The sequence below is a fragment of the Sphingobium yanoikuyae genome (assembly GCF_013001025.1).
In the GTDB taxonomy this organism is placed as follows: Bacteria; Pseudomonadota; Alphaproteobacteria; order Sphingomonadales; family Sphingomonadaceae; genus Sphingobium; species Sphingobium yanoikuyae_A.
In genome coordinates this window covers 1,207,386-1,231,022 of sequence record NZ_CP053021.1, presented here as the reverse complement: position 1 = coordinate 1,231,022, position 23,637 = coordinate 1,207,386, and the positions used below count along the sequence as shown (strand labels likewise).

Annotated in this window: 20 protein-coding genes, 1 tRNA gene and 1 pseudogene; 7 read left to right on the top strand and 15 right to left on the bottom strand. The window is 62.6% G+C overall.

Going from position 1 to position 23,637, the window contains the following annotated elements; translation table 11 throughout:
- Nucleotides 1–22: 22 nt before the first annotated feature.
- The 3 genes from HH800_RS06445 to HH800_RS06435 form a co-directional block, all read right to left on the bottom strand.
- A complete protein-coding gene (locus HH800_RS06445; RefSeq protein ID WP_169860552.1) occupies nt 23–1,261 on the bottom strand; it encodes an RtcB family protein in 1,239 nt (412 codons plus the stop codon).
- Nucleotides 1,262–1,912: 651 nt separating this feature from the next.
- Nucleotides 1,913–3,460, bottom strand: coding sequence for a vWA domain-containing protein (locus HH800_RS06440; protein ID WP_169860551.1), 1,548 nt, complete (start codon nt 3,458–3,460; stop codon nt 1,913–1,915).
- A gap of 16 nt (nt 3,461–3,476) precedes the next feature.
- Nucleotides 3,477–3,554 (bottom strand) — tRNA-Pro (locus HH800_RS06435).
- A gap of 247 nt (nt 3,555–3,801) precedes the next feature.
- Between HH800_RS06435 and rtcR the strand changes: the two genes are divergently transcribed.
- Nucleotides 3,802–5,403: an RNA repair transcriptional activator RtcR gene (rtcR, locus tag HH800_RS06430; RefSeq protein WP_169860550.1), complete on the top strand. Its 1,602-nt coding sequence runs from the start codon at nt 3,802–3,804 to the stop codon at nt 5,401–5,403.
- Nucleotides 5,404–5,535: 132 nt separating this feature from the next.
- A complete protein-coding gene (locus HH800_RS06425) occupies nt 5,536–6,051 on the top strand; it encodes a hypothetical protein (protein ID WP_235682032.1) in 516 nt (171 codons plus the stop codon).
- 276 nt (nt 6,052–6,327) lie between these two features.
- Here the strand turns inward: HH800_RS06425 and istB are convergent, their stop codons facing one another.
- The 7 genes from istB to HH800_RS06390 form a co-directional block, all read right to left on the bottom strand.
- Nucleotides 6,328–7,134 (bottom strand): IS21-like element helper ATPase IstB, encoded by an 807-nt coding sequence (istB, locus tag HH800_RS06420; RefSeq protein ID WP_069338825.1) that lies wholly within the window; start codon nt 7,132–7,134, stop codon nt 6,328–6,330.
- Nucleotides 7,124–8,647 (bottom strand): IS21 family transposase, encoded by a 1,524-nt coding sequence (gene istA, locus HH800_RS06415; protein WP_086485527.1) that lies wholly within the window; start codon nt 8,645–8,647, stop codon nt 7,124–7,126. The genes istB and istA overlap by 11 nt, the downstream gene beginning before the upstream one ends.
- An 89-nt stretch (nt 8,648–8,736) precedes the next feature.
- Nucleotides 8,737–9,120, bottom strand: a complete 384-nt coding sequence (locus HH800_RS06410) for a PepSY-associated TM helix domain-containing protein (protein ID WP_169860548.1) — start codon at nt 9,118–9,120, stop codon at nt 8,737–8,739.
- A 41-nt stretch (nt 9,121–9,161) separates the two neighbouring features.
- Nucleotides 9,162–9,449 (bottom strand): hypothetical protein, encoded by a 288-nt coding sequence (locus HH800_RS06405; RefSeq protein ID WP_169860547.1) that lies wholly within the window; start codon nt 9,447–9,449, stop codon nt 9,162–9,164.
- Nucleotides 9,449–11,869 carry a TonB-dependent siderophore receptor gene (locus HH800_RS06400; protein WP_206379195.1) on the bottom strand — a complete coding sequence of 807 codons (2,421 nt, stop codon included), beginning with the start codon at nt 11,867–11,869 and terminating at the stop codon, nt 9,449–9,451. Before HH800_RS06400 ends, HH800_RS06405 begins: the two co-directional genes overlap by 1 nt.
- A gap of 212 nt (nt 11,870–12,081) precedes the next feature.
- Nucleotides 12,082–13,065 carry a FecR family protein gene (locus HH800_RS06395; RefSeq protein ID WP_169860545.1) on the bottom strand — a complete coding sequence of 328 codons (984 nt, stop codon included), beginning with the start codon at nt 13,063–13,065 and terminating at the stop codon, nt 12,082–12,084.
- 82 nt (nt 13,066–13,147) lie between these two features.
- Nucleotides 13,148–13,660: a sigma-70 family RNA polymerase sigma factor gene (locus HH800_RS06390; RefSeq protein WP_169860544.1), complete on the bottom strand. Its 513-nt coding sequence runs from the start codon at nt 13,658–13,660 to the stop codon at nt 13,148–13,150.
- Between the two features lie 321 nt (nt 13,661–13,981).
- Here HH800_RS06390 and HH800_RS06385 point away from each other — a divergent pair, with 321 nt between their 5' ends.
- On the top strand, nt 13,982–15,535 hold the full coding sequence (locus HH800_RS06385) for a TonB-dependent receptor (RefSeq protein WP_169860543.1): 1,554 nt from the start codon (nt 13,982–13,984) through the stop codon (nt 15,533–15,535).
- A gap of 11 nt (nt 15,536–15,546) precedes the next feature.
- Nucleotides 15,547–15,731 (top strand): annotated as a pseudogene (locus HH800_RS29465) (hypothetical protein); the annotation flags it as partial.
- A gap of 664 nt (nt 15,732–16,395) precedes the next feature.
- On the opposite strand, the gene HH800_RS06380 reads toward HH800_RS29465, so the two are convergent.
- From HH800_RS06380 to HH800_RS06370, 3 genes are read right to left on the bottom strand one after another with little or no spacing between them, the layout of a single operon-like run.
- Nucleotides 16,396–17,793 carry an SPOR domain-containing protein gene (locus HH800_RS06380; RefSeq protein ID WP_169860542.1) on the bottom strand — a complete coding sequence of 466 codons (1,398 nt, stop codon included), beginning with the start codon at nt 17,791–17,793 and terminating at the stop codon, nt 16,396–16,398.
- A 33-nt stretch (nt 17,794–17,826) separates the two neighbouring features.
- Nucleotides 17,827–18,423 (bottom strand): hypothetical protein, encoded by a 597-nt coding sequence (locus HH800_RS06375; RefSeq protein WP_169860541.1) that lies wholly within the window; start codon nt 18,421–18,423, stop codon nt 17,827–17,829.
- A 15-nt stretch (nt 18,424–18,438) separates the two neighbouring features.
- The gene (locus HH800_RS06370; RefSeq protein WP_004212248.1) at nt 18,439–19,158 is read right to left on the bottom strand and encodes a ParA family protein; all 720 of its coding nucleotides are present in this window, start codon (nt 19,156–19,158) and stop codon (nt 18,439–18,441) included.
- Between the two features lie 186 nt (nt 19,159–19,344).
- Here HH800_RS06370 and HH800_RS06365 point away from each other — a divergent pair, with 186 nt between their 5' ends.
- A complete protein-coding gene (locus HH800_RS06365) occupies nt 19,345–20,379 on the top strand; it encodes an SPOR domain-containing protein (protein WP_169860540.1) in 1,035 nt (344 codons plus the stop codon).
- Between the two features lie 18 nt (nt 20,380–20,397).
- Here HH800_RS06365 and gcvA read toward each other — a convergent pair whose 3' ends face one another.
- Nucleotides 20,398–21,297, bottom strand: coding sequence for a transcriptional regulator GcvA (gene gcvA, locus HH800_RS06360; protein ID WP_169860539.1), 900 nt, complete (start codon nt 21,295–21,297; stop codon nt 20,398–20,400).
- Nucleotides 21,298–21,385: 88 nt separating this feature from the next.
- Here gcvA and HH800_RS06355 point away from each other — a divergent pair, with 88 nt between their 5' ends.
- Together HH800_RS06355 and purU are read left to right on the top strand one after the other, a co-directional pair.
- Nucleotides 21,386–22,402 carry a DUF1338 domain-containing protein gene (locus HH800_RS06355; RefSeq protein WP_169860538.1) on the top strand — a complete coding sequence of 339 codons (1,017 nt, stop codon included), beginning with the start codon at nt 21,386–21,388 and terminating at the stop codon, nt 22,400–22,402.
- Between the two features lie 52 nt (nt 22,403–22,454).
- On the top strand, nt 22,455–23,324 hold the full coding sequence (gene purU / locus HH800_RS06350) for a formyltetrahydrofolate deformylase (RefSeq protein ID WP_169860537.1): 870 nt from the start codon (nt 22,455–22,457) through the stop codon (nt 23,322–23,324).
- An 87-nt stretch (nt 23,325–23,411) separates the two neighbouring features.
- On the opposite strand, the gene HH800_RS06345 is transcribed toward purU, so the two are convergent.
- Nucleotides 23,412–23,564, bottom strand: coding sequence for a hypothetical protein (locus tag HH800_RS06345; protein WP_169860536.1), 153 nt, complete (start codon nt 23,562–23,564; stop codon nt 23,412–23,414).
- Nucleotides 23,565–23,637: the final 73 nt, after the last annotated feature.

Below are 23,637 nucleotides of genomic sequence, written 5' to 3'. Positions count from 1 at the left end.
CCCCCTGGATATACGTGAAGGGTTACCCCTTCACGCACACCACCTGTTTCAACGTATGGACGATCTCCACCAGATCGGCCTGGGCGGCCATCACGGCTTCGATCGGCTTGTAGGCCTTGGGCGTCTCGTCGATGACGCTCTCGTCCTTGCGGCATTCGACGCCCGCCGTATCGGCGATATGCTCGTCGAGCGAGACCAGCTTCTTGGCTTGAGTGCGCGACATCACGCGCCCCGCACCATGGCTGCAGCTCTCGAACGATTCCGCATTGCCGAGACCGCGCACGATGAACGATTTCGCGCCCATCGAACCCGGGATGATGCCCATCGTGCCCTTCGCCGCGCGCACCGCGCCCTTGCGGGTCACGAGCACATTCTGGCCGAAATGGTTCTCCCGCGTCACATAGTTGTGATGGCAGTTCACCGCTTCCAGTTCAGCGTCAAAAGGTTTGGCGATCTGTCCGCGCAGCGCCCGGATCACATTGGTCATCATCATCCGCCGGTTCAGCGCCGCGAAGTCCTGCGCCCACTTGACCGCCTCGACATAGTCATCGAAATGATCGGTCCCTTCCGGAAAGTAGGCCAGATCCTCGTCGGGCAGGTTGATGAACCACTTGCGCATGTCCTGCTTGGCCAGCTCGATGAAGAACGTGCCGATCGCATTCCCCACGCCGCGCGAACCCGAGTGGAGCATGATCCACACGCGCTGCTCGGTATCGAGGCAAAGCTCGATGAAGTGGTTGCCCGTCCCCAGCGTTCCCAGCGTTCCCAGATGGGTTAGCTGGTTCGTGTTCTTGAACCGCGGATATTTCACCGTGATCCGGTCGAACCGTTCCACGAGCGTCGCCCAGGCGTCCACGATCTCGACCGGCGGTGCCCCCCACGAGCCATGATCGCGCTGGCCACGACCAACCGAACGGCCATGCGGCACCGCCTGCTCGATCGCCGAGCGGATGCCCTCCAGATTGTCCGGAAGATCGCTCGCCATCAGCGAGGTGCGCGTCGCCATCATGCCGCAGCCGATGTCGACGCCCACCGCCGCCGGGATCACCGCGCCCTTGGTCGGGATCACCGAGCCAACGGTCGCACCGATGCCGACATGCACATCCGGCATGGCCGCCACATGCTTGAACACGAAGGGCATCTGCGCCGCCTTGCGGAGCTGCTCGTGCGCCTTCTCGTCGACCGGCACGCCGCGCGTCCACAGCTTGATCGGCTTGCCGCCCTCGACGTGCTGAATATCGTAAGTCCTGCTCTCGGTCATAGCGACCTCCCTGTATAGTAATGGTGCCGGCGACCAGATGTGGCGAGACATTTCCCTGAGCTATCCGGTTTCCCGGAGGCGGGGTCGGACCGCCGACCTCCTGCCCGTGGGCAGGCGCTCTGACCATGTAGTCCCGCCGGCATTCGCCAGCTCAAATTTCTGTGCCATGGCGACGAGGTTTTGACAGACTTCTCTCCATCCTTGCGGACGGTCCCTGTGCTACCGTTACACTACGGACCGATTGGGCGGTCCGGCGGGATTCGAACCCGCATCTGGGGCGTGATAGGCCATGTAGTCTGTCAGGCATTCGCCATGTTTTTTTGCATTTCGGTCACGGCGACGAGAAGTGAGAAAGACCGTCCCGAGGGACCGGCGCTCTATCCAGCTGAGCTACTGTATCGTTGCCGATACAGGCGGGACTTAAACCCGCGACAACCACATTACCAATGTAGTCCTTCTCGGCATTCGCCGTGATAATCTGGTTGGGTCGTGGCGACGAGGTTCGGCAAGACGCGGCCCTTAAGCTACGTGTCGGCGGCGGGGTTCGAACCCGCATCTCCCTTTCGGCACAACTGCCTTCCGGGTGCTTTACTCGTCGGGCCTCCTCTGGTGACATGTAGTCCTGCCAGCATTCGCCACGACCCTGTTTGTTTAGACCTCCACTTGTTCGACGATGCTCACCCAGTCGCGCGTCTCGCCGGAGACGAAGCGCGCAATGGTGTCGAACACCGCGTCGGAGAAGCCTCCGACATTCAATATGTCCCGCCGGCTAGCCGCCTGCGTGGTACCGTAGGGCGCGATGTCGATGCAGACGAGTTTAGCTTGCGGGTTGCGCTTCGCCAGTTTCGTCCATTCCTGCATCGTCGCCGTCGAGCCGATCCGCTGCGCATCGACCCAAGACTCATTGTCCGAGACGATAACCACCAGATCGACCGCCGCCTTTTCCTTGTTGAGGAGTGCGAGAGGCGCCGAGACATTCGTCCCGCCACCGCCGACCGCTGCCAGCTTCGCCGCATTCGCCCCGATCCGGTCGGTAGCTTTCAGCGTCACCGGCACGACCGCCTGCTCGAACGGAATAACCCGCGCCTTACGGTTTGACCGCAACATCGCCGCCGCGACCAGAGCCGCGACATCGATGCAGCGAACCATGGACGAAGCGCCCTTGCGGTAGCCCGTCACCGGCGATTGCATCGACCCAGACACATCGGGGCAGACGACCACGCGGCCCGGCACCTTCGGTACGCACGCCAGAGAGAACTCCAGCGCCTCCTCCAGCGCCGCCTGTACCTTGAGCAGCACGCCGTCGCCGACCTGACCTAATGCCACCATCAACTGATAGGGCATGGGCCGCACGGCACGGAGTGCATCGCAGTCGGCAAGCCGGGCCGCGACCTGATCGGTGAGCCCTTCCACCCCGAACGCACGGTTGCGCGCCAGCGTGTTAAGGTTCATCCGCAACGCCTGCCAGCCCATACGGCCGGCAAGCTCCGCCCACTGCTCCGCGCTCAGCGAATGAGCGGTCAGCCACTCGAAGGGCACCTGCGGCAGCGGCAGCGCCTGATCCTGCTTCCAAGCCTCGAACGCGGCGATCTCGACGGGCAGAGCGGCGACGTCATAGGGACGACCGATCAGCCAGCCATAGAAAGCTTTGCGCTCCGCACCCGCTGGGCGCGGGTGGACCATCTTGACGATGTCCGCCAGGCTCGGCGCAGCGCCGGTCGCAGCGTGCATCAGGTCACGGATCGACGCCTGCTCCAGCCACTGCTGCACCAAGCGCTTCGGCCGCGTGCCGAGCGACGTCCGCCCGACCTGACCTGACCGCATAATCTGAACGAAGCTGCGCAGCATGCGGCCGTTGTTCACGACCTTGCCGAACACCCGAACCGCGAGGTCGGGATCCGCAACCGTCAGATAGGCCGCCAGCAAAGCCGGCATGTCCTTCATCGCGCCGGACGTGCGGGCATAGACCGCAGCCTGGGCGACGAAATATGGATCAACCGCGCGGGCCGCATCCAGCACATCGGCAAGCTGCGTCTCCGCCGCGCCATAGAAATCATCGGCCAGTGTGCCGGTTGCCGCCAACTGGGCGAGCTTCGCCTTCGGCACATAGGCGTAGGCCGGCGCACCCTCCCGGTTCAACGTATCGGCGGGCGGCAGCAGCTTCGCCACGGCGCTCGCAAACAGTCCCTTGTTGGCCATCGTCCAACTCCTCATCTGGTCAGGGCGGCAGGATTTGAACCTGCGGCCTCCTGCTCCCAAGGCAGGCGCTCTGCGCAGACTGAGCTACGCCCTGTGAATTTCCGGCCCTTGGGGCGGCCAGCCCATTCCGACCGCCCCAGTTCCGCCTGCTGGCCGAGTAATCCGCCTCTGCCGACACCAATCCAATTTGCAGGAGGTGTGCCAATCCGCAGGAGGGGGGCGAAGGAAATTCACATATCATTGATATATATAGATATATTTTCTTTTGGCGCAATACAGTCCGCTCAATAGCGATCAAATTTCATATCGAAAAAGATACTCTTTTATCCTATGGTATAAGAATGAAACCGCTGACCGTGATCGGATTCCTTGGCTCCACGCTCGATGCGAGCAAATTCGGGCCTTCGCGCTGGAACAAGTGGCGACCGACGGTCGCACTCACCATGCATGAAGATTTGCGGGTCGATCGACTGGTGCTGCTTCATGGCACAGCCCACCGGCGCCTTGCTGAATATGTCGCGGAGGATATCGCCTCGGTCTCACCCGAGACCCAGGTCGATATGCGCGTACTCGACTTCCGCGATCCGTGGGACTTCGAGGAGGTCTATGGAAAGCTGCTCGATTTCGCACGGGCCGAGCCGTTCGATCCGGACGAGCAGGATTACCTCCTCCACATCACCACCGGCACGCACGTCGCACAGATCTGCCTCTTCCTGCTGACCGAGGCCCGCTATTTGCCGGGGCGCCTTCTCCAGACTCAGCCGGCCAAGCGCGCCGAAGATAGCGGAGCGCCTGGCCGCTGGAGCATCATCGATCTCGATCTGTCGCGCTATGACAGCATCGCCACCCGCTTCGCTGTCGCGAGCGCCGAGAGCACGTCGTTCCTCAAATCCGGCATCGACACGCGCAACGCCGCCTTCAACGGCATGATAGACGAGATCGAGCAAGTCGCGCTGCGGTCCCGCGCGCCCGTGTTGCTCATGGGGCCGACTGGCGCGGGCAAGAGCCAGCTCGCGCGTCGGATCTATGAACTGAAGAAGGCCAAGCACCAGATTGCCGGCTCGTTCGTGGAGGTAAACTGCGCAACCCTGAAGGGCGATAGCGCCATGTCGGCCCTGTTTGGCCACAGAAAGGGCGCCTTCACCGGCGCGGTTGCCGACCGGCCGGGTCTGCTCCGTTCCGCTGACAAGGGCATGCTGTTCCTCGACGAGATCGGTGAACTGGGCCTCGATGAGCAGGCGATGATCCTCCGCGCCATTGAGGACAAGCGCTTCCTCCCCGTGGGTGCGGACAAGGAGGTCGCGTCGGATTTCCAGCTGATCGCCGGCACCAATCGCGATCTGGGCGAAGCAGTGGCAGCGGGGGCATTCCGCGACGACCTGTACGCGCGCCTAAATCTTTGGACCTTCCGTCTGCCCGGCCTCGCTGACCGACGAGAGGATATCGAGCCTAATCTCGACTATGAGCTTGATAGGTTCGCCGAGCGCGAAGGCGATCAGGCCAGTTTCAACAAGGAAGCACGCCAACGCTATCTGACCTTTGCGACGTCCGGGGAGGCAAGCTGGCCGGGCAATTTCCGGGACCTTGCCGCCAGTGTGACGCGAATGGCGACGCTCAGCCCGAAGGGGCGGATCGATGTGGACTGCGTCGACAAGGAAATCGAGCGACTGCGACGGCTATGGTCAGGTCAGGCTGACAACGCCGCAGACATTCTGTCCGAGATATTGAGCGACGAGCAGATTGCCGAACTCGACCTGTTTGATCGCGTCCAACTCGCCGAGACGATCAGGATATGCCGTGGCAGCCGCTCGCTTTCCGAAGCAGGGCGAACCCTCTTCAACGCCTCGCGCGCACGCCGCAGCAGCTCGAATGATGCGGATCGCTTGCGAAAGTATTTGGGACGCTTCGAGCTGGAATGGTCCGTAGTAAGCAATCAACGCTGAGGCATCGTCCATGCAATTCGGTAGCCTGCGGTTTGCTGAGGACAGCGAGATGCTACATGGTGCGGCTTTGCACTCGAATAAAAGCTGAACCTCATGTCTCGCTGGCGCCCACAATTCGAAGCGGCTTTAACCATGTTGGCGCAGATCAGCGCGGCGATGGATGCAAAGGGATATAGGCCGCCCGTTCTTGTTGGCGGTGGCGCTGTCGAGCTATACACTCAAAGTGCAATCAGCACCGGTGATTTTGATCTTGTCTCATCGCAGCAGATGGCCCTGGAATCGGTGATGGTCGATCACGGCTTTGTTCGACCAAAGGGAGCCGGGCTCTCTTTGAGAGGCTGGATTCACCCCGATCTCAAACTCGGTTTTGAGGTAGTTGGCAGTCGATTGCTCGATGGCTTTGCCGATCAAGATTTTTTGCAAGTGATCGAGATTGGCGAGCACGGCGCTGTTGCCGTCATTTCCGCCGAAGACCTAATTGCTGATCGTATGGGGCAATATGCATCGGGGTCCGCAGACGAAATGCTCGGTCAGGCGAAGGCGCTATTCAAGCTTTCTCAAGGATTGGATCGCGATTATATGGAACGGAGGATCCGAGAAGAGACGGCTCAAGATTATGGCATTCAAGACCTTGAAGACCAAGCGTGAGCCCATCACCCTCGACGCATTAGGCGAAAAGATCGCAACGCGTCGTAACGTCGTGGGCGACGTCAGTCCTCAACGGAATGCTGGCGCGCGCCGCACAGCTTCCAAAACCGCGCTACTAGACCAAATCACCAAAGCAGGTGGCAGCTGGTAATCGGCCGCTCTTCGTCCTGTTTTCATCCCAAGCCGAGATGCACTTTCAACGTCTGATAATCCGGTTTGTTGATTTCCACTGAGAAGTGACCCGGGTTTTCCATCGAGAAGTGACCCGTCTGCGGATTATGTTTCGGGTGTCATGGGTGGGTCAACCCGTGGTTTTCTCCTTTGGGTTCTGGCCTGCTTGGCAGAGCTGTTTTTGAAGCGGAAGCTATCGTTGCCGGTCTCCAGGATGTGGCAGTGATGGGTAAGCCGATCGAGAAGCGCCGTGGTCATTTTGGCGTCGCCGAACACGGTGGCCCATTCGCTGAAGCTCAGGTTTGTGGTGATGATGACGCTGGTGCGCTCGTAGAGTTTGCTCAGTAGATGGAAGAGCAGCGCGCCACCTGAAGCACTGAACGGCAGATATCCAAGCTCATCCAGGATAACGAGATCGGAGTGCAGGAGGCGATTGGCGATCTGACCGGCCTTGCCCTGTGCTTTTTCCTGCTCGAGCGCATTGACCAGTTCGACCGTCGAGAAGAAGCGGACGCGCTTTCGATGATGTTCGATGGCCTGGATGCCCAGCGCCGTTGCCACATGGCTCTTGCCGGTGCCAGGACCGCCGACCAGCACGATATTGTCGGCGATGTCGATGAAGTCGCAGCGATGCAACTGACGCACTAGAGCTTCATTGACCTCGCTACTGGTAAAGTCGAAGCCGGCCAGATCGCGATAGACAGGGAAGCGCGCGATCTTGAGCTGATAGGCCACAGACCGAACCTCCCGTTCTGCTGTCTCGGCTTTGAGCAACTGGGAGAGGATCGGGATGGCGGCTTCGAAGGCTGGAGATCCCTGTTCCATGAGATCGGTGACGGCCTGCGCCATGCCATGCATCTTGAGGCTGCGGAGCATGACGACGATGGCGCCGCTGGCAGGGTCATGACGCATGACGCTTCTCCTTGCGCAGATCATCATAGCGTTCGACATTGGCCATCGGCTCGCTGACCAGTTTGAGCGCCTGGGGCGCCGTCACCGGCGGCGTGGAGATCGGTTTTCCGTCGACCAGCCTATAGAGCAGATTGAGGATATGGGTCTTGGTCGGAACGCCAGCCTCCAGCGCCATGGTGACCGCCGTCAGCACCAGTTGCTCATCATGATGAAGAACCAGCGCCAGTATTTCGACCATTTCCCTGTCGCCGCCGGGATTGCGCAACAGATGTCGCTGCAGACGCTGGAACGCATCGGGTAGCTCAAGGAAGGGCGCTCCGTTGCGCAGGGCGCCGGGTTTGCGCTGCACGACCGCCAGATAATGGCGCCAGTCATAAACCGTATGACCTGGACCGTCGTGAGAGCGGTTGATGATGCGCTGATGTGCGCAGATTGGCTGCCCCTCGGCGACGACCTGGAAGCGATCAGGATAGACGCGCAGGCTGACAGTGCGATTGGCGAAAGAGGCCGGTACGCTGTAGCGATTGCGCTCAAAGTGGATGAGGCAGGTCGGCGATACCCGTTTGCGATATTCCACAAAACCATCGAAGGGCCTGCCCGCAACCATCAGACACTCAGATTCATCGGCCCAGGCATTGGCAACCGACCCGGGTTCGATCCCGTGAGAGATGTCCTCCCATAACGCCTTGCAGCGCTCCTCCAGCCACAGGTTCAGCGCATCAAGGCTCTCGGCCTGCGGCGTGGGTTGCCACAGACGGTGCCGCGCATCCTGGACATTCTTCTCGACCTGCCCCTTTTCCCATCCCGCAGCCGGGTTACAGAACTCGGCTTCGAACAGATAGTGGCTGACCATCGTCAGAAAGCGTGCGTTGACGGTGCGTTCCTTGCCACGCCCGACCTTGTCGACGGCCGTGCGCATATTGTCATAGATACCCCGGCGCGGCACGCCGCCCAGCACGCGGAAGGCGTGATTATGGGCGTCGAACAGCATCTCATGGGTTTGCAGAAGGTAGGCGCGCACGATGAATGCCCGGCTGTAACTGAGCTTGAAGTGCGCGACCTGCAGCTTGGTCCGAACCCCGGCAATGATTGCCCAGTCCTCACTCCAATCAAACTGGAAAGCTTCCCCCGGCGCGAACGACAGGGGCACGAATGTCCCACGCCCGCCAATCTGTTGCTGGCGCCGATAATCTTCGCGCCAGTCCCGAGCAAAAGCGGCAACCCGGTTGTAGGATCCTTCATAACCCAGGCTCACCAGATCGGCGTGAAACTGCTTGATCGTGCGCTTCTGCTTGCGCGATCGGCCCATCTCGCGCCGCAGCCAGGCCGCCAGATGCTCAGCAAATGGATCCAGTTTGCTTGGTCGATCAGGCACCTTGAATCGCGGATCGATCGTCTCGGACCGCAAATATTTGCGGATCGTGTTGCGTGATAGTCCGGTGCGCCGCGCTATCTCCCGGATCGGTAGATGATCGCGAAAATGCCAGCGCCGGATAACGCTCAATAACGCCATGTCCAACACTCCATATACCCTCGCTTGCCAAAGCCAGGGACGAGTTCAACATGGGTCAATTCTTAGTGGAAATTTACGCCCTACCCGGGTCACTTCTCAGTGGAAATCAACAAGCCGCCTTCGGTCTGCCGGTCAGCCCCCGGCGGAATGCGCGCTCCATTGACAGGATCGAGCCGGAGCCCTTCGCGACGGCCATTGTCCAGCCAGTAAATGCGGATGTCGGGATCATCTTCATTGGGAAGGCCAATCGTCCAATAATGGGCGCCGCGCGCGACCTTCGCCAACTCGTTCTGGGCAAAGGCAACCGCTCGGCCTGTGCTATAGTCGCCGTCATGGCCGATCATTCGTGCGGTCCGCTCGGGTTTCATCCATTGGGTGATCGGTCCCTCGAACAGGCAGATCGTACCGGTCAGAAAGATAGCGAAGAGCGCCCAGCAGACCATCAGGCCGCCCCATGTGTGGAGCCATGCCATAGACTGTCGGAGTGAGTGAGGACGGTCGAGCATCTGGTTTTTCATGCGCCAACCTCGGACAAGGCCAGCCCGCTCCCGGCAAGTGCGAGGGTCACTACCGAAAGGATCATCACCCAGCGCCAAAGGCTGCCGAAGGCGAACGACAGGATGATGATCGCCAGGAAGGCGACGAAGCTGGTCAAAGTCGCCATCAGCACGGCCTGTGGTCGCGGCAACGGAAGAACCGCCGCCACGAACACCGCCCAGGCGCAAGCGAAGAGATAACCGCCCAGCAGAGCGGTCATGAGCCGGCCAGCTTTGCCGATCGCCTCATGACGCAGCCCGACCATCAGAAATTATAACGCAAGGTAGCGAGGAAATTTCGCGGGTCGCCGCGATAATAGCCGTAGAAGGTCTGGTCGATCGAGCTGAGATAGTCCTTGTCGAACAGATTGTTGACATTGACCGACAAGGACAGATCATCCGTGAAGGAATAGCGTCCCATCAGATTGACGAGCGCATAACTGCCCTGGCGCGCCGTAACCTGCCCCAGAGTGGTAGAGGGCGTAGTGGTCAGATAGAAGGCGCTCTGCCAGTTCACGCCCCCGCCCACTGTCATTCGGTCGTCGGCGAAGCGATAGCTGGTCCACAGCTTGAACATGTCCTTGGGTGCGGTCGTGGTCAGCCGTGTACTATTCCGGCGTGTGACGCTGTGGCTGAAGCTTGTGCTGACATTCCACCCCGGAATGATCTCGCCCGTCGCCTCAAGGTCAAAGCCTCGCGTGCGCGCACCCTGGACGGCCTGATAGGCAGCCGTTGTCGTACCAGGCACGGTATAGCCGGTATCGACCACCGCAAAATTATCTTGATCGATGGCGAACAAGGCGATGCTGGTATTCAGCGCCCCGTCGAACAAGGCGCTCTTGAAGCCCACCTCATATTGCATGCCTTCGCGCGGCTTCAGCGTTTCGCCATTGCGGTCCCGGGTGCTTTGCGCACGATAGATGGAGGTGATGCTGGCGTAGACGGAGTGGTCCCGCGCCACATCATAGACGATCCCGGCATAGGGCGTCAGGATCGCGCTTTCCTTGTAGGTGGTGAGGCGGTTGTTTCCCTGCGACGCGGGCAGGGTATATTGCAGGTCATAGCTGTAATCATAATTGCTCAGGCGTGCGCCAGCCAGCAGCGACAGGCCATCCAGTGGCTTGAAACGGAAGGTTGCGTAGCCAGCCTTCTGCTTGATGACGGTATCGCCGTCATAGAGCGTACCAGGCGATGTTGGTTCCGCCGTATAATTGTCCCACGTATAGACATTGACGTAGCGCCCCTCGATGCCTGTACCGCGATTGGGCTGATGATAGTTCCGATAGTCCGAATAGCTCAGGCCCGCGACCATCTCATGCTGGCCACCGAGAAGTTCGAAGGAACCCTGCACCATAAGGTCGAGGCCAAGCTGCCGCTGCCGGGTCTGTCCCGATCCGCCATAGAGGCGAACGCCTTCGCCGGTAGTCTTGTCGGGGAAACCCCAGCTGGCATAGGCCGCCATATAGTTGCGGTCGGTATGGAGATAATTGCCGGCAAGACGCATGACCCAGTCACCGCCCAGTTCCTGCCGGATTGAACCGAAAGCATTGAGCACATCCTGCTTGTTGTAGCTCCACTTGGCGGCGGAATTGGCGGAACGAGCAAAAACGGTTCGCGATCCGTCACTGTTCCAGAGCGGCAGGCCCGTTGCGGAAAATGCGGTCGGGTCATTCCGCTGAAAATCGGCGCCGATCGTGACCAGCGTGGACGGCGTGACATCCGCCTCTATGACGCCATATGCGACCTGCTTCTTGTGCTTGTAATAGTCGGTGAAGCTCTCGCCCTGATCATGCGCCAGGACGGCGCGAGCGCGGATCGTCCCGGCAGAATTCAGGGGAGAGGAAATGTCTACCTCACCACGCAGCCGTTCCCAGGACCCGCCGCTCAGCGCTACATGCCCCTGGAATTCGGACGTCGGCCGCTTGCGGACCAGATTGACGGTAGCAGAAGGATCACCCGCCCCAGTCATCAGGCCGACCGCGCCGCGCAGCACCTCGATCCGGTCATAGGTGACAGCATCGCCCAGTCCCTGCGGGGAGACCTGGCTGACAATGTCGAGCGTCGTGGGGATGCCATCATACTGATAGTTTTCGACAGTGTAACCGCGCGCGTAGATGGTGAACCGCTCACTGCCCAAAGGCTGGACGGAAATGCCTGGCGTCTGCTCCAGCATTTCTGCAACACTGGTGAGTTGCTGGTCCTCGATCTGCTGACGGGTGAGCACACTGATGCTCTGGGGCGTTTCACGTGTGGTCAGGTTGAGGCGGGTTGCGGTGTTGCTCGGCCCCTTCATCGCATAGGAACGGGTGCCTTCGGTTGCTCCGGAATCGCTCGTCAGGCTGACTGGCACACCGTCGCCCCCTGATCCTTCGCCGGCAACGCGTACTGGACCGAGCGCGATTGCGCCATCTGCCGATCGCGGGGCGGGCTCCAGACGCACGGATGTAGTCGCGGTAAAGCGGAAGGTAAGGCCTGTACCGGTCAGAAGCTTCGACAGGGCTTCGGGGGCACTCATCCCGCCGGAGACCGCAGTGGCGGTGCGGCCGCGCACGTCGGCAGAATCGTAGCCAACCTGTACACCAGACTGACGGGTAAATTGGCGAAGCGCGTCTTCCAGCGGCCCCGCCGTGATCTGAAAACTGCGACCTTCGGCTTGCGCCTGCGCTGCGCTTGGGACCAAGGTCACGCCCAGCGTCGTCCCGGCCAGAAGAATTGAGTGCGCAATCGCGCGGCAAGAGCGAGCGACGGATGGCGTAAGCGACATGGGATTCCCCCGAGACAGTCAAAATGGGCTGCCCCCGCGGCTGCCCGTACATGCCCTTGCGACGCATTTGCATCACATGGTTGCAGCTATGACTTTTCTCGGAGCGGCTTGCCCCAGCGATGCCTGAAAAAATTTCAGTCGGCCGATGCGCCCCGCACAAACAACACTCCGCCAGGGAGGCGCGTAATTTCCAGTCCACGCATTTGGGCGAGGGTCGTAAGTGCATCGTCAGGTTGATCGGTGGTGAATGTGCCGCTGACCGGCTCCAGTCGATCCATGGTGCTCCAAATGAAGACTGGAGTCTTGCGATAGCGAGCAATTGCCCGGATCGCCGCAGATACCTCCATGTCGCGTATCAACAATTCTCCTGTGCGCCAGGCAGCTATGTCGTCCGTTGGCAAGCCTGCGGTCTGCTGAACTGCCACTCCACTATCATAGTGGGCGTGCTGGCCCGCCTTCAGAACCAGCGGCGTTCCCTGGATCGATGAGGTCAGCTTGACCGAACCATCGGTCACACCAACATTGACGCCGTCATCGCCCCGTTCGACCTCGAACGCTGTGCCGATATCCTGTGTAACCCCGCCCAGGGCAGCCACGCGAAACGGCCTTGCATCATCATGACGCACGTTAAACCATGCCCGCCCTGCCAACAGCGTGACATCACGCCCCGATGCTTTGAAATCAACCGCGATGGCAGAGCCGCTATCCAGCACCGCTTCCGACCCATCTACCAATGCTACACGGCGTATTTCGCCAGTGCTGGTACGATGATCGGCGCGCATCATGAGAGCCAGTTGCGGCCCCGCCATGAGCGCAATCAACGATGCTGCAACCGCGCCGACGAGCATACGCCTCTTCCCAAAATGCAGCCGGCGTACAGGTCTTCCATTCCGCCTACGTGGCATTGCGCGTACGGAGAACGCACCTTCGACGCCATCAAGCCGTCGCCAGAGGGCCCGCTCGCGACGGAATATCTGCTCATTGTCGGACAAGCTCCGCCACTGCCGGAAGTCCGCCATTTCCGTCTCAGTGATTTCTCCCGATGCCAGTCGTGCGATCCAGTGATGCGCCTGCGCGCCAGCCTCATCAGGAAGCATAGGAGTTTGCGGATCGATCATCGGGTCTCCAGAGCCATCTCATGCGGCTCGACAGTATGACTGATCGCGGCGCCCTTTGCCCAAGGTGTGCATAAAAAAAACGTCATTCGACCCGACCGTCGCGAGCAGCGGCCAATATGGCCAGGGCCCTCTTGATGTGATTTTCGACCGTCGTGCTACTGATCCCCAGCCGATCAGCGATTGCCCTCTGGGGAATAGCCTCGAACCGGTTCATCCTGAATATCCGGCGCGTAGGCTCAGGCAGCCGCTCAGCTGCGTCTGCAACACGGCGAAGCGCATCCACCGACACCAGGGCATCCTCGAGCGAAGGCTCGTTGTCCTCATCCCACAATGTCGAATGCGCCTCAGCATGGAGGGCAAGCCGCCGGGCCTCATTCTTGCGATGATCCCGCGCAAGATTGGCTGTCAGTCGGAACAGATAGGCCCGCTTATTCAGAATAGGTGGATCATCTTCGACCTTCTGCACCCGAAACCACAGGCTTTGCGCCACATCCTCGGCCGCTGGCTCGCTGCCGACGATACGTTTCGCTAATCGTAATAGCGACGGACGTTCTGCCAGCAGCAGGCGTGTCAGTGCTGTCGCGTTCGAGGACATGAGCCCGCGCATAGAGTTTGTGCGACTGACTCGCAATAATGGAGGAGTGGATTTCTTCCACGGCGCCACATAGGCCGCCAAGGCAACATGGTCGGCCGCTTCCGACCTCGACCCTTCCAAGACGTTCAGCGGCCAAGTCGGGCTTCCTGCAAGCTGTCATTCCTGAACTGCTCGCGTCGACTGCCTTCGATCAATCACGGTCTCGTCAAAACTGTGACCTTCCCCATGACGATCGCAAAGTGTCGCGCGTCGATGGGTTGAGACGCGCAAAATCTAAGCACATCAAGGCTGAGCGCGTCGTAACCGGAAAAAGGGGCATCGATGATACGCGCATTTACGCTGAAGACGATTTCCATGTCGCTGCTGACCTGCTCGGTCGCGACACTAACGATTGCCGACATGCCGGCCTATGCTGCGGCGACAGCCGATGCCGACAATGACGGTGAGATCATCGTGACCGCGCAGAAGCGCGTCGAGCGGCTGCAGGATACGCCGGTACCGGTCACTGCGCTCAGCGCCAGCGCGCTGGTCGAACGCAATCAGACCCGTCTGCAGGACTATTTTGCTCAGGTTCCGGGTCTCAGCCTGAACGCCCAGGGCGACGGTACGACCGTCATTATCCTGCGCGGCATCGCGACCGCCAATTTCGGCAACCCGACGGTCGCCGTTTCTGTCGATGACGTGCCCTATGGCAGCAGCACAGCGCTCGCTGGCGGCCAGTTGCTCCAACCCGACCTTGACCCCGCGGACCTGCAACGGATCGAAGTGCTGCGCGGCCCCCAGGGCACGCTTTACGGCGCCAGCAGCCTCGGCGGCCTGATCAAATATGTCACCACCGATCCATCGACCACGGAGCTTTCGGGCCGGGTCCAGGGCGACTTCAACGCGACGCAGGACGGCGGCATCGGTTATGGCGTGCGCGATTCGGTCAATGTGCCGATCAACGAGAAGTTCGCCCTGCGTGCCACCGGCTTCTCCCGCCGCACCGCCGGCTATGTCGACAATGTCTTCACCGGCAAGGATGACGTCAACGCCCTCGACGCACGCGGGGGCCGGATCTCGCTGCTCTGGAAACCGACGGAGACACTGTCGATCAAGCTCGGTGCACTCCACCAGTATAGCCATGGCCATGGTGCTTCGCTCGTCACCACTGACGTCAACAAGCGGCTGACCCTCGGCGATCTGAACCAGTCGCTCCTGCCCGGCAGCGGTTCGTTCAAATCGAAGAGCACGCTGTTCACCGGCAATATCGACCTCGACCTCGACTGGGCCGACCTCAAGTCCGTGACCGGCTATGGTCGGAACAGCTATTTCTCAGGCTCAGATTACTCGCGCCTCTACGCGTCGTTCACGCCGAGTTCGGTGCTCTACAACGACATGAAGACCCGCAAGTTCACCCAGGAAATCCGCCTGTCGTCCCCTGCGGACCAGACGCTCGAATGGCTGGTCGGAGGCTTCTACACCCATGAACGCAGCCCCGTGACCCAGATTCTCGACGCGGTCGACGGCACCACGGCCGCGACCGCGTCAAATCTCCTGACCGCCTATTTCCCGACCACCTATAATGAAATCTCGGTCTTCGGCGACGTGACCTATCATGTGACCCAGGCGTTCAACGTCCAGGTCGGCGCACGTTACAGCCACAACAAGCAGGGCTATGACGAGGTCGACACCGGCCCGCTCGGCGAGGCTGCCCCCGGCGTGCCCTTCGTTACCTCGGCATCGTCCAAGGACCATGCCATCACTTTCCTGGTCGTTCCCCAGTACAAGTTCAGCCGCCACGCTCCAACGGCAATACTGCCGGAGAACAGCCGGTGGTTCTTCACGGTTTGGCGCGCGCACGCCTCGTCGCACAGGCAGAGACGGCGTTCATAGGCCGTAAGCGCCGCATCGACAGCGCTACTGCAGGACGCGCTTATGCGGCTTATGGCGCCATCTATATCTGCTCCTCGCTTGTATGTTATGGCTGATGGAGGGCGTCAGGCCCGTCCGACACGTCATCGTGGGTGCTGCGGTTTCCTTCGCGGGCGTGTGCATCGCTATATTTGGGGCACACTCGATGGCTGCCTGAGGTCAGCTTATCAACTGTGGCGCCCCTAATCAGACCGGCGGCTAAGTCCCAAGACCCTTCCCCCTGTACCATCCGCTTACACCCTAGCTGGCTATCTCAAGTAGCCCTGCCCGACTGTCTGACACGGTACCTGCCATAAGCCACTTTTTCGAGCATGCCCTCCTCGCACATCCACGCCAAATATTGCCGCGGGACACCGATATCCGTGAACTCTTTAGCGCGCACTTCGTCTTTTCCTTGAGCAAACGCTAGGGCGCGATCCCTAAGCGAAGGCTTCGGACCACCAGCCAAGCGAATCCGCTCAGCACGGTCGCGAACACTTTTCCGAATTCCATAAGTTGGCGGTCTTGGCGGAGCCAACGGAGCGTCTTTAGCGAAAATCTCTTCCTCCACCTTTTCCGCAGTAGATTCCCCAGAATTCAAAGCCCGATAGAAGGAAATCGTTTTCCGGGCCTCTTGTGAAGAAAGCCACAAAGCCGGTGGGAATGTGTCCAATCCGGGGAGCCACTATTTCAGCCCTTGGCAAGGCCGGGCTGGCTCCAGACAATCCGAAATTCAGCGCATCGCACGATTGCGGCACGCACAGCGCACAAATGCATTGCGGGCCGGAACCTCTCGGCCCGGCCCGCATGAAGTCATGGTCACGCCCGAAGGCGCCGTGCGATCAGCGCGATGCGAACTGACGGCCGCGCGTCGATGCCACGGCCCAGCGCTGCGGCGTCGCGTTCGGCGCGCCTTCCCGCACGAAACACTGGCCGTGCTGCGCCTTGATCGACTGGCACAAAGTCTGCGCATCCGCACGGCTGCCAAAGCCGCTGATCGCGATCCGGTGGAAGGTCCGGCCATTGACGGTCGCCTGGCTGGTCAGCACCGGGAAGGCAGCGATGCGTCCGTTGACGCGCGCCATGCTCGTCCATTTTTCCTTGGCGACGGCCGGCGAATCGAAAGCACCAAGCTGGACGACCCAGGCGCTCGCCCCTGTGGTCACCGGCTTGATATAGGCAACCTGCTGCATCCGCGCCGCCGGGCTGGCGAGCGGGGTAGCCTTGCCCTTGGCCGGCTTGGCCTTGGCCGCCGGGCCTTCGACGACGAAGTCGCGCTTGGCGGCGACGCGCACCGGCGCCGGCTTGGGCGCAGCCTTGACCGCGGGTGCGGGCGTGGACGCCGGCACGGCGGTTTCGATGATCCGGGTGTTGAGCGCGGATGCGGCAGGCGCCGGCTCAGCCGCCGCCATCTCGATCGGCGAACCGCTCGGCAGGTCCAGCACCGGTGCCGGCTCGGTCGATGCGGCTGCCAAAGCCACCGGTGCGGCATCCGGCGCAGCGGGCGCCAGCGCCAGCACCGCCGGCTGGCCCTGATCGGCGCCGTTGACGGTAACGCCCATCAGCGCGGCGACGCGCTGCGGCGCCAGTGCCGGGTCGGCCATGCCAGCCCATTGGGCGATACGCTGATTGGCGGCAAGCGGCGCCAGATCCAGCCCGGCGACCAGCCGCGCATCCTTCCAGCGACCGGCCAGCGCATAGGCATAGGCCAGGTTCTGGCGGGTGCGGGCATTGGCCGACGGATCCTGGATCGCGGCGGACAGGATGCGGACGCCTTCGGTCGGATCACCGGCCATCGCCAGCGCCAGGCCATAATCGCCCGCCGGCACATTGTCGGTATTGGCCGCCAGCAGATCGCGCGCGGCGTCATTCTTGGCCAGCGCCACCTCGACCAGCGCCAGGCTGACGATGGTACGCGAATCGCGGTTGCCCAGCGTCATCGCGTCGGTGAAGGCCGTCTCCGCCGAAACGAAGCGGCCATCCAGCACATAGGCACGGCCCAGCAGCTGGCGATATTGCGCATTGTCGGGCGCCGCCTGCACGGCCGCTTCCGCTGCCTGCACGGCCTTTGCGCCGTCGCGAGCGGCCAGCGCCTTTTCTGCCGCCTCGGCCGGCTTGCCGGGATTGGCGTGCTTGACCGCCGCCGATCGCGGATGGAATGCCGCGCCGGTGCAGCCGACCATCGTCGTCGCCACCATCAAGGAGGAAACGGCCGCCTTGCCAAATGCCGTTCGTTTCATGACCTTACCCACCTATAATCAAAGATCGCCGCGTCAGTGCGGCAATTGCTGGGCGAGCCGATCAATCTCGGGCAGCCCTTCGAGGAAAGCATCCAGTGCTTCGGTAACAACCTGTTGCGCCGACCGGCCGGTCACCGCCGCCGCCAGACGCAGCTTGAGATGACGGCCCGCGTCCAGCCGCAGCGTGAAAGCCGCCTTGCGTGCGTTGTCGACCGCCATCGCCTTGGACGGCGCGGCGCGCACCGGCGCCGGCTTTGCCCGCATCGGCTTGGCAGCCATCACCAGTTCTGCCGGTTCCGGCTCGGCTTCCACCGTCTCCGGCAGAACGACCTGCGCCACGCGCTCGGCCAGTTCCTCGCGTTCGGTCACGACCGCCGGCACCGGAACCGGCGCAAGCACCGCGCTCATCGGCGTCAGGCCGGTGGCAACGGGCGCGGTCGGCGCGGCAGGCTCGTCATCGTGCATCGGCACGTCGAAACCCATGTCGTTCCAGCCCAGATCGTCGGACACCATGCCGCCATTGGTCGGGCGGCCAAAGCCCAGCATCGGGCGTCGCATCGCCGGCGTGGCGGCGCCCTTACGCGCCAGCAGGCCAGACGTCAGGGAAGCGATCGGTTTGGCTTCAGCCATGATAGCCCCCTTATCTTACTGCACGACGCGGCGGCCGAAGCCACCACCGGCGGGACGCGAAGCAGCGGCGGTGCCGACGCTGTTCTGGGGCACGGAAAAGACCGTGCGGCGGAAATTCTTTTCCAGGCGATCGGAGATATAGCTCCACAGCCCGGTCACTTCGGCGGCCGACTTGCCCTTGGGATCGACCTCCATCACCGTGCGGCCGTCGATCATCGAGGCTGCGAAATCGGTGCGATGGTGCAGCGTCACCGGCGCCACCGTACCATGCTGCGACAAAGCGACAGCGGCTTCGGAGGTGATGCGCGCCTTGGGCGTCGCGGCATTGACGACGAAGATCAGCGGCTTGCCGGCGCGCTCGCACAGGTCGACCGTGGCACCGACGGCGCGCAGGTCATGCGGGCTCGGACGGGTCGGCACGACGATCAGTTCGGCAACCGAAATCACGCTCTGGATCGCCATGGTAATCGCCGGCGGCGTATCGATCACGGCCAGCTTGAACCCCTGCTGGCGCAGGATTTCGAGGTCGGCGGCCAGCCGCGCAACCGTGGTCTGGGCAAAGGCGGGATATTCGGCCTCGCGCTCGTTCCACCAGTCAGCCAGCGAACCCTGGGGATCGATGTCGATCAGCACGACCGGACCGGCCCCGGCCAACTGGGCCTGTACGGCCAGATGACCGGACAGGGTCGTCTTGCCCGATCCGCCTTTTTGCGATGCCAATGCCAATATGCGCACGCGCCTTCCCCCAGGTAAATCCAGTTCCGAAACGATTTGGCATGGCGCCGCCTAAAATTCGGTTAACTGGTCTGGCAACCTTGTTGAGGATCACCTATCCCCGGTTTCACATCATGGATCCGGCAATGCTAAGAAGACGTTAACCTTGTTTGACGATAGTGCCGGACGAATATTCCGGTCTGGAGCATGGATATGAAGCCTATCTGGGGAGCCGTTGCGTTCGGCACGCTATTGACGGCCGCCTTGCCGGCGCTTGCCGATGTGAAGGCCGGCGTCGATGCCTGGCAGCAGGGCGATTATGCCAAGGCGATCGCCGAATGGCGCCCGCTCGCCAATGCCGGCGATCCCGATGCGCAGTTCAATCTGGGTCAGGCCTACAAGCTTGGCCGCGGTGTTCCGGCCGACCTCAGCAGTGCGGTCGACTGGTATCGCAAGGCGACGGCGCAGGGCCATGCCCGCGCCGAGGATAATCTGGGCCTGCTGATGTTCCAGCAGGGCGATCGCGCCGGGGCCATGCCCTATCTGCAGCATGCAGCCGCCCGCGGCGAAACCCGCGCGCAATATATTGTCGGCACCGCCCTGTTCAACGGCGACATGGTCGGCAAGGACTGGGTCCGCGCCTATGCGATGATGACGCGCGCCTCCGCCTCCGGCCTGCCACAGGCAACCACCAGCCTGCAGCAGATGGACAAATATATCCCCGCCGACCAGCGCAAGCAGGGCCTAGCCCTGGCTTCGTCGATGGAAGCGCAGGAAAAGAGCCTGGCCAGCGCCAGCCTGACCCTGCCGGCGACAGCGGCACAGCCCCGCTCGGCTTCTCCCGCCCCGGCTCCAGCAAAGCCAGCGCCCGCACCCGTGGTAACGCAGGTCGCGGTTGCCAAGCCGCAGCCGGCCGCGCCCAAGCCCGCGCCGGAGGCAGCCAAACCGGCCCCCTCCAAGCCCGCGCCACCCAAGCCCGCGCCGTCCAAGATGCCGGCACCGGCCGCCGGCGGCGACTGGCGCGTCCAGCTTGGCGCGTTCGGCGACGAAGGCCGCGCCCGTGCGTTGTGGAGCCAGTTGACCCGCAAGGTCAGCGGCCTCTCCGGCTATCAGCCCTATCTGGTCAAGGCCGGCAGCATCACCCGCCTTCAGGCCGGACCGATCGCCAGCAGCGCCGACGCCTCGCGCCTGTGCAGCAGCATCAAGGCCGCTGGCGCGGACTGCATGCCGAAGAAGAATTAGGCACCCTAGCGCGGGCGCCTAATCCGCGCCCGCGCTCGCCAGCATCCAGGCGCGAAAGCGCGCCAGTCCCGGATGGCCGCCAAGCCCCGTGGGATAGACCAGATAATAGGCCTGCTCGCTCGACAAGGGGCGATCGAACGGGATGACCAGGCTGCCCGCCTCCAGTTCCGGCCGGATCAGGAAGCTGGGGATCAGCGCGACGCCCGCCCCCGCCACGACCGCCTGCGCCAGCATCAGGAAATGCTCGAACGCAGGCCCCGGCGGCAATGGCCCCGCCTCGACGCCCGCTGCCACGAACCAGCGCGCCCAGGCGTCCCGCCGCGAACTTTGGCTCAGCAGCGGCTTGCCCAGCAGATCAGCCGGCGACCGCAGCACATTGGCCGCCAGCCAGTCCGGCGCGCAGACCGGCACCATCTGTTCGCGAAACAGATAATCCTGCGCCACGCCGGGCCATTCCTCCGGCAGGCCATAATGGATCGCCGCGTCGAACTCCTCCTGCGCGAAATCGAACGGGTCGGATCGCGATGCGAAATCCACCACCAGATCGGGATGCAGCGCGCTGAGGCCCGGCAGGCGCGGCGCAAGCCAGCGCATGCCGAAACTGGGCAGGGTCGCAATCCGCAGCGCCCCCTGCGCCCGCCGCGCCGCCACCCGCCGGGTCGCCCGCCGGATCCTATCGAGCGCCGGGCGGATCTCCTCGGCATAGGCCTGCCCTGCCTCGTTCAGTTGCACTCGCCGTCCGACCCGGTCGAACAAAGGCGTCTGCAACCAATCCTCCAGCAGTGCGATCTGGCGGCTGACCGCGCTCTGGGTCAGCCCCACCTCCACCCCGGCGCGCGAGAAGCTGCCATGGGTCGCGGCCGCATCGAAACTGTTGAGCGCGCTCATCGGCGGCAGCCATTTGCGCGCCCTATCCATTCCCGTTCCGCATCAAGTGATGACAGCTCCCTATTTGCGCGACCCACCCTATCCTGCGATAAGGGCGCTGTCATCGTGGAGCGTTCTTATGTCGTCGCAGAATGAAGGAAGCATCGTCGCCCTGGTTCAGTCGGTGCTGGGCGAAGACGCCGGCAAGGCCGCACTGGACGCGCTGGCGATCGATTCCGCACTGCTCGCGCAAAGCGGCCCGACCGTCAGCCGCGCCGCCTTTGCCATGGCGATGAACGTCATCCTGTTCCACGACCTGCTGGAACGGGTGCCGAGCGGCGCGGCCTATGTCGCCGACACGCTGGCGCGCGGCGGCCGGGTGGTCTTCGACCATGGCGCGCTGCGCACCATCCGCTTTGCCGATGGGCCGACCGGCGCCCTGCCCGCCGGTGAGGATGCCTTCACCCGCATCTTCCTGCCCTTGGGCTATCGCATGGCCGCCCTCTATCCGCTCGATCGCCTCAAGATGACCGGCCGCGCCTATGCCCATGTCGACGCGCCCGAGGCGATCCCGCAATTCTTCCTGTCCGAACTGCATGTCGACCGGTTCGACGCGGAATTTGGCGCGGCCGCGACCCGCATCTTCGGCACCTCGCGCGATCCGCTCGATGCCCCGACCATCGCCCTGCTCGACCGCTATGCCGCCGGCGAACCAGTCGGCTTCGATGACGCCGCCGCCGCCCTGCCCGTCATCGTCTCGGCCTTCGACCGCCAGCATGAACCGCCGGCCTTTGCCGATTATGAGCTGCTCCTCTCCCGCTCCAACGAAGCCGCCTGGATCGCGACCGAGGGCAATGCCTTCAACCATGCGACCGACCGCGTGCCCGATGTCGCGGCGCTGGCCGATCGGCTGAAGGCGGAAGACCGGCCGATGAAGCCCAAGCTCGAAATCTCCGCCACCGGCCGCGTCCGCCAGACCGCCTTCCGCGCCGACAGCGTCGAGCGTCTCTTTGCAGATCGCGATCTGCGCACGGTTCCCGGCTCCTTCTACGAATTCATCAGCCGCGATATCGACCCGGATACCGGCCGGCTGGACCTCGCCTTCGACACCGGCAACGCCACCGGCATCTTCGCCATGACCAGCGCCAAGGCTTGATCGCGGCCCCGGCTTGAGGCAACGCCTCGGCAGAATCGCTGGGAGCCGCAGAGTGAACGACAAGACCATCCCGTCCTGGATATTGACCCTGGTCTGCGCCGATCGCGTCGGCATCGTCGCCGCGGTCAGCCAGTTCCTCGCCGAACGGGGCGGCTTCATCACCGACAGCCAGCAATATGCCGATCGCGAGGCCGGCCTCTTCTTCATGCGCGTCGCGTTCGAGGCGACCGAAACCGGCATGCGCTTCGACACAGCCGGCCTGCGCGACGAATTTGCCGACATCGGCACCCGCTTCGCCATGGACTGGCGCCTGACCGAAGCGGCCGAACGCCCGCGCATGCTGATCGCCGTGTCGAAGGGGTCGCACTGCCTCGCCGACCTGCTTCATCGCTGGCAGACCGGCACGTTGGCGGTCGACATCATGGGGGTGGTGTCCAACCATCCCGACATGCGCCGCATCACCGAATGGCACGGCATCCCCTATCATGAGCTGCCGCCCAATGGCGACAAGGCCGCGCAGGAGGCCGCTCTGCTCGACCTGTTCGATCGCAGCCGGTCGGAATATCTGATCCTGGCCCGCTATATGCAGGTTTTGTCGGAAAATCTGGTCGATCGGCTGGCCGGCCGCTGCGTCAATATCCATCACAGCTTCCTGCCCGGCTTCAAGGGCGCCCGCCCCTATCACCGCGCCCATGAGCGCGGCGTCAAGCTGATCGGCGCAACCGCCCATTTCGTCACCGCCGACCTCGACGAAGGCCCGATCATCGAACAGGCGGTCGAGCGCGTCGACCATCGCGCCACCGCCGTCGACATGATCCGCATCGGCCGCGATATCGAGGCCCAGGTTCTCGCCCGCGCCGTTGGCTGGCTCGCCGACCGGCGCGTGCTGCGCAATGGCGGCAAGACGGTGGTGTTCCGCTAGAAAGGCCGAGCGGCCCAACATCCGTTCGGTTCGAGCCTGTCGAGAACCCTACACGGCCCTTCTCGACAAGCGCGAAGCCAACGGCCGTTAAAGCCCCAGCCGCGCCCAGAAATCGCCCGGCGCCAGCACAGCCTCAGCGCTGCGGTTGCGCTCGACGCGCGACCAGCTGCTATGGGGTATATGGATTTGCGGGGTCTGGTCCTGCCGCTGCTGGCGGACACGGTCTTGCTTATGGGTCATCGTCTTCTCCTTTTGCGGGAGGAACACGAAACCGGGCGTTGTCGCTTGGGTACCGTGCGCTTTAGCCGTTGGT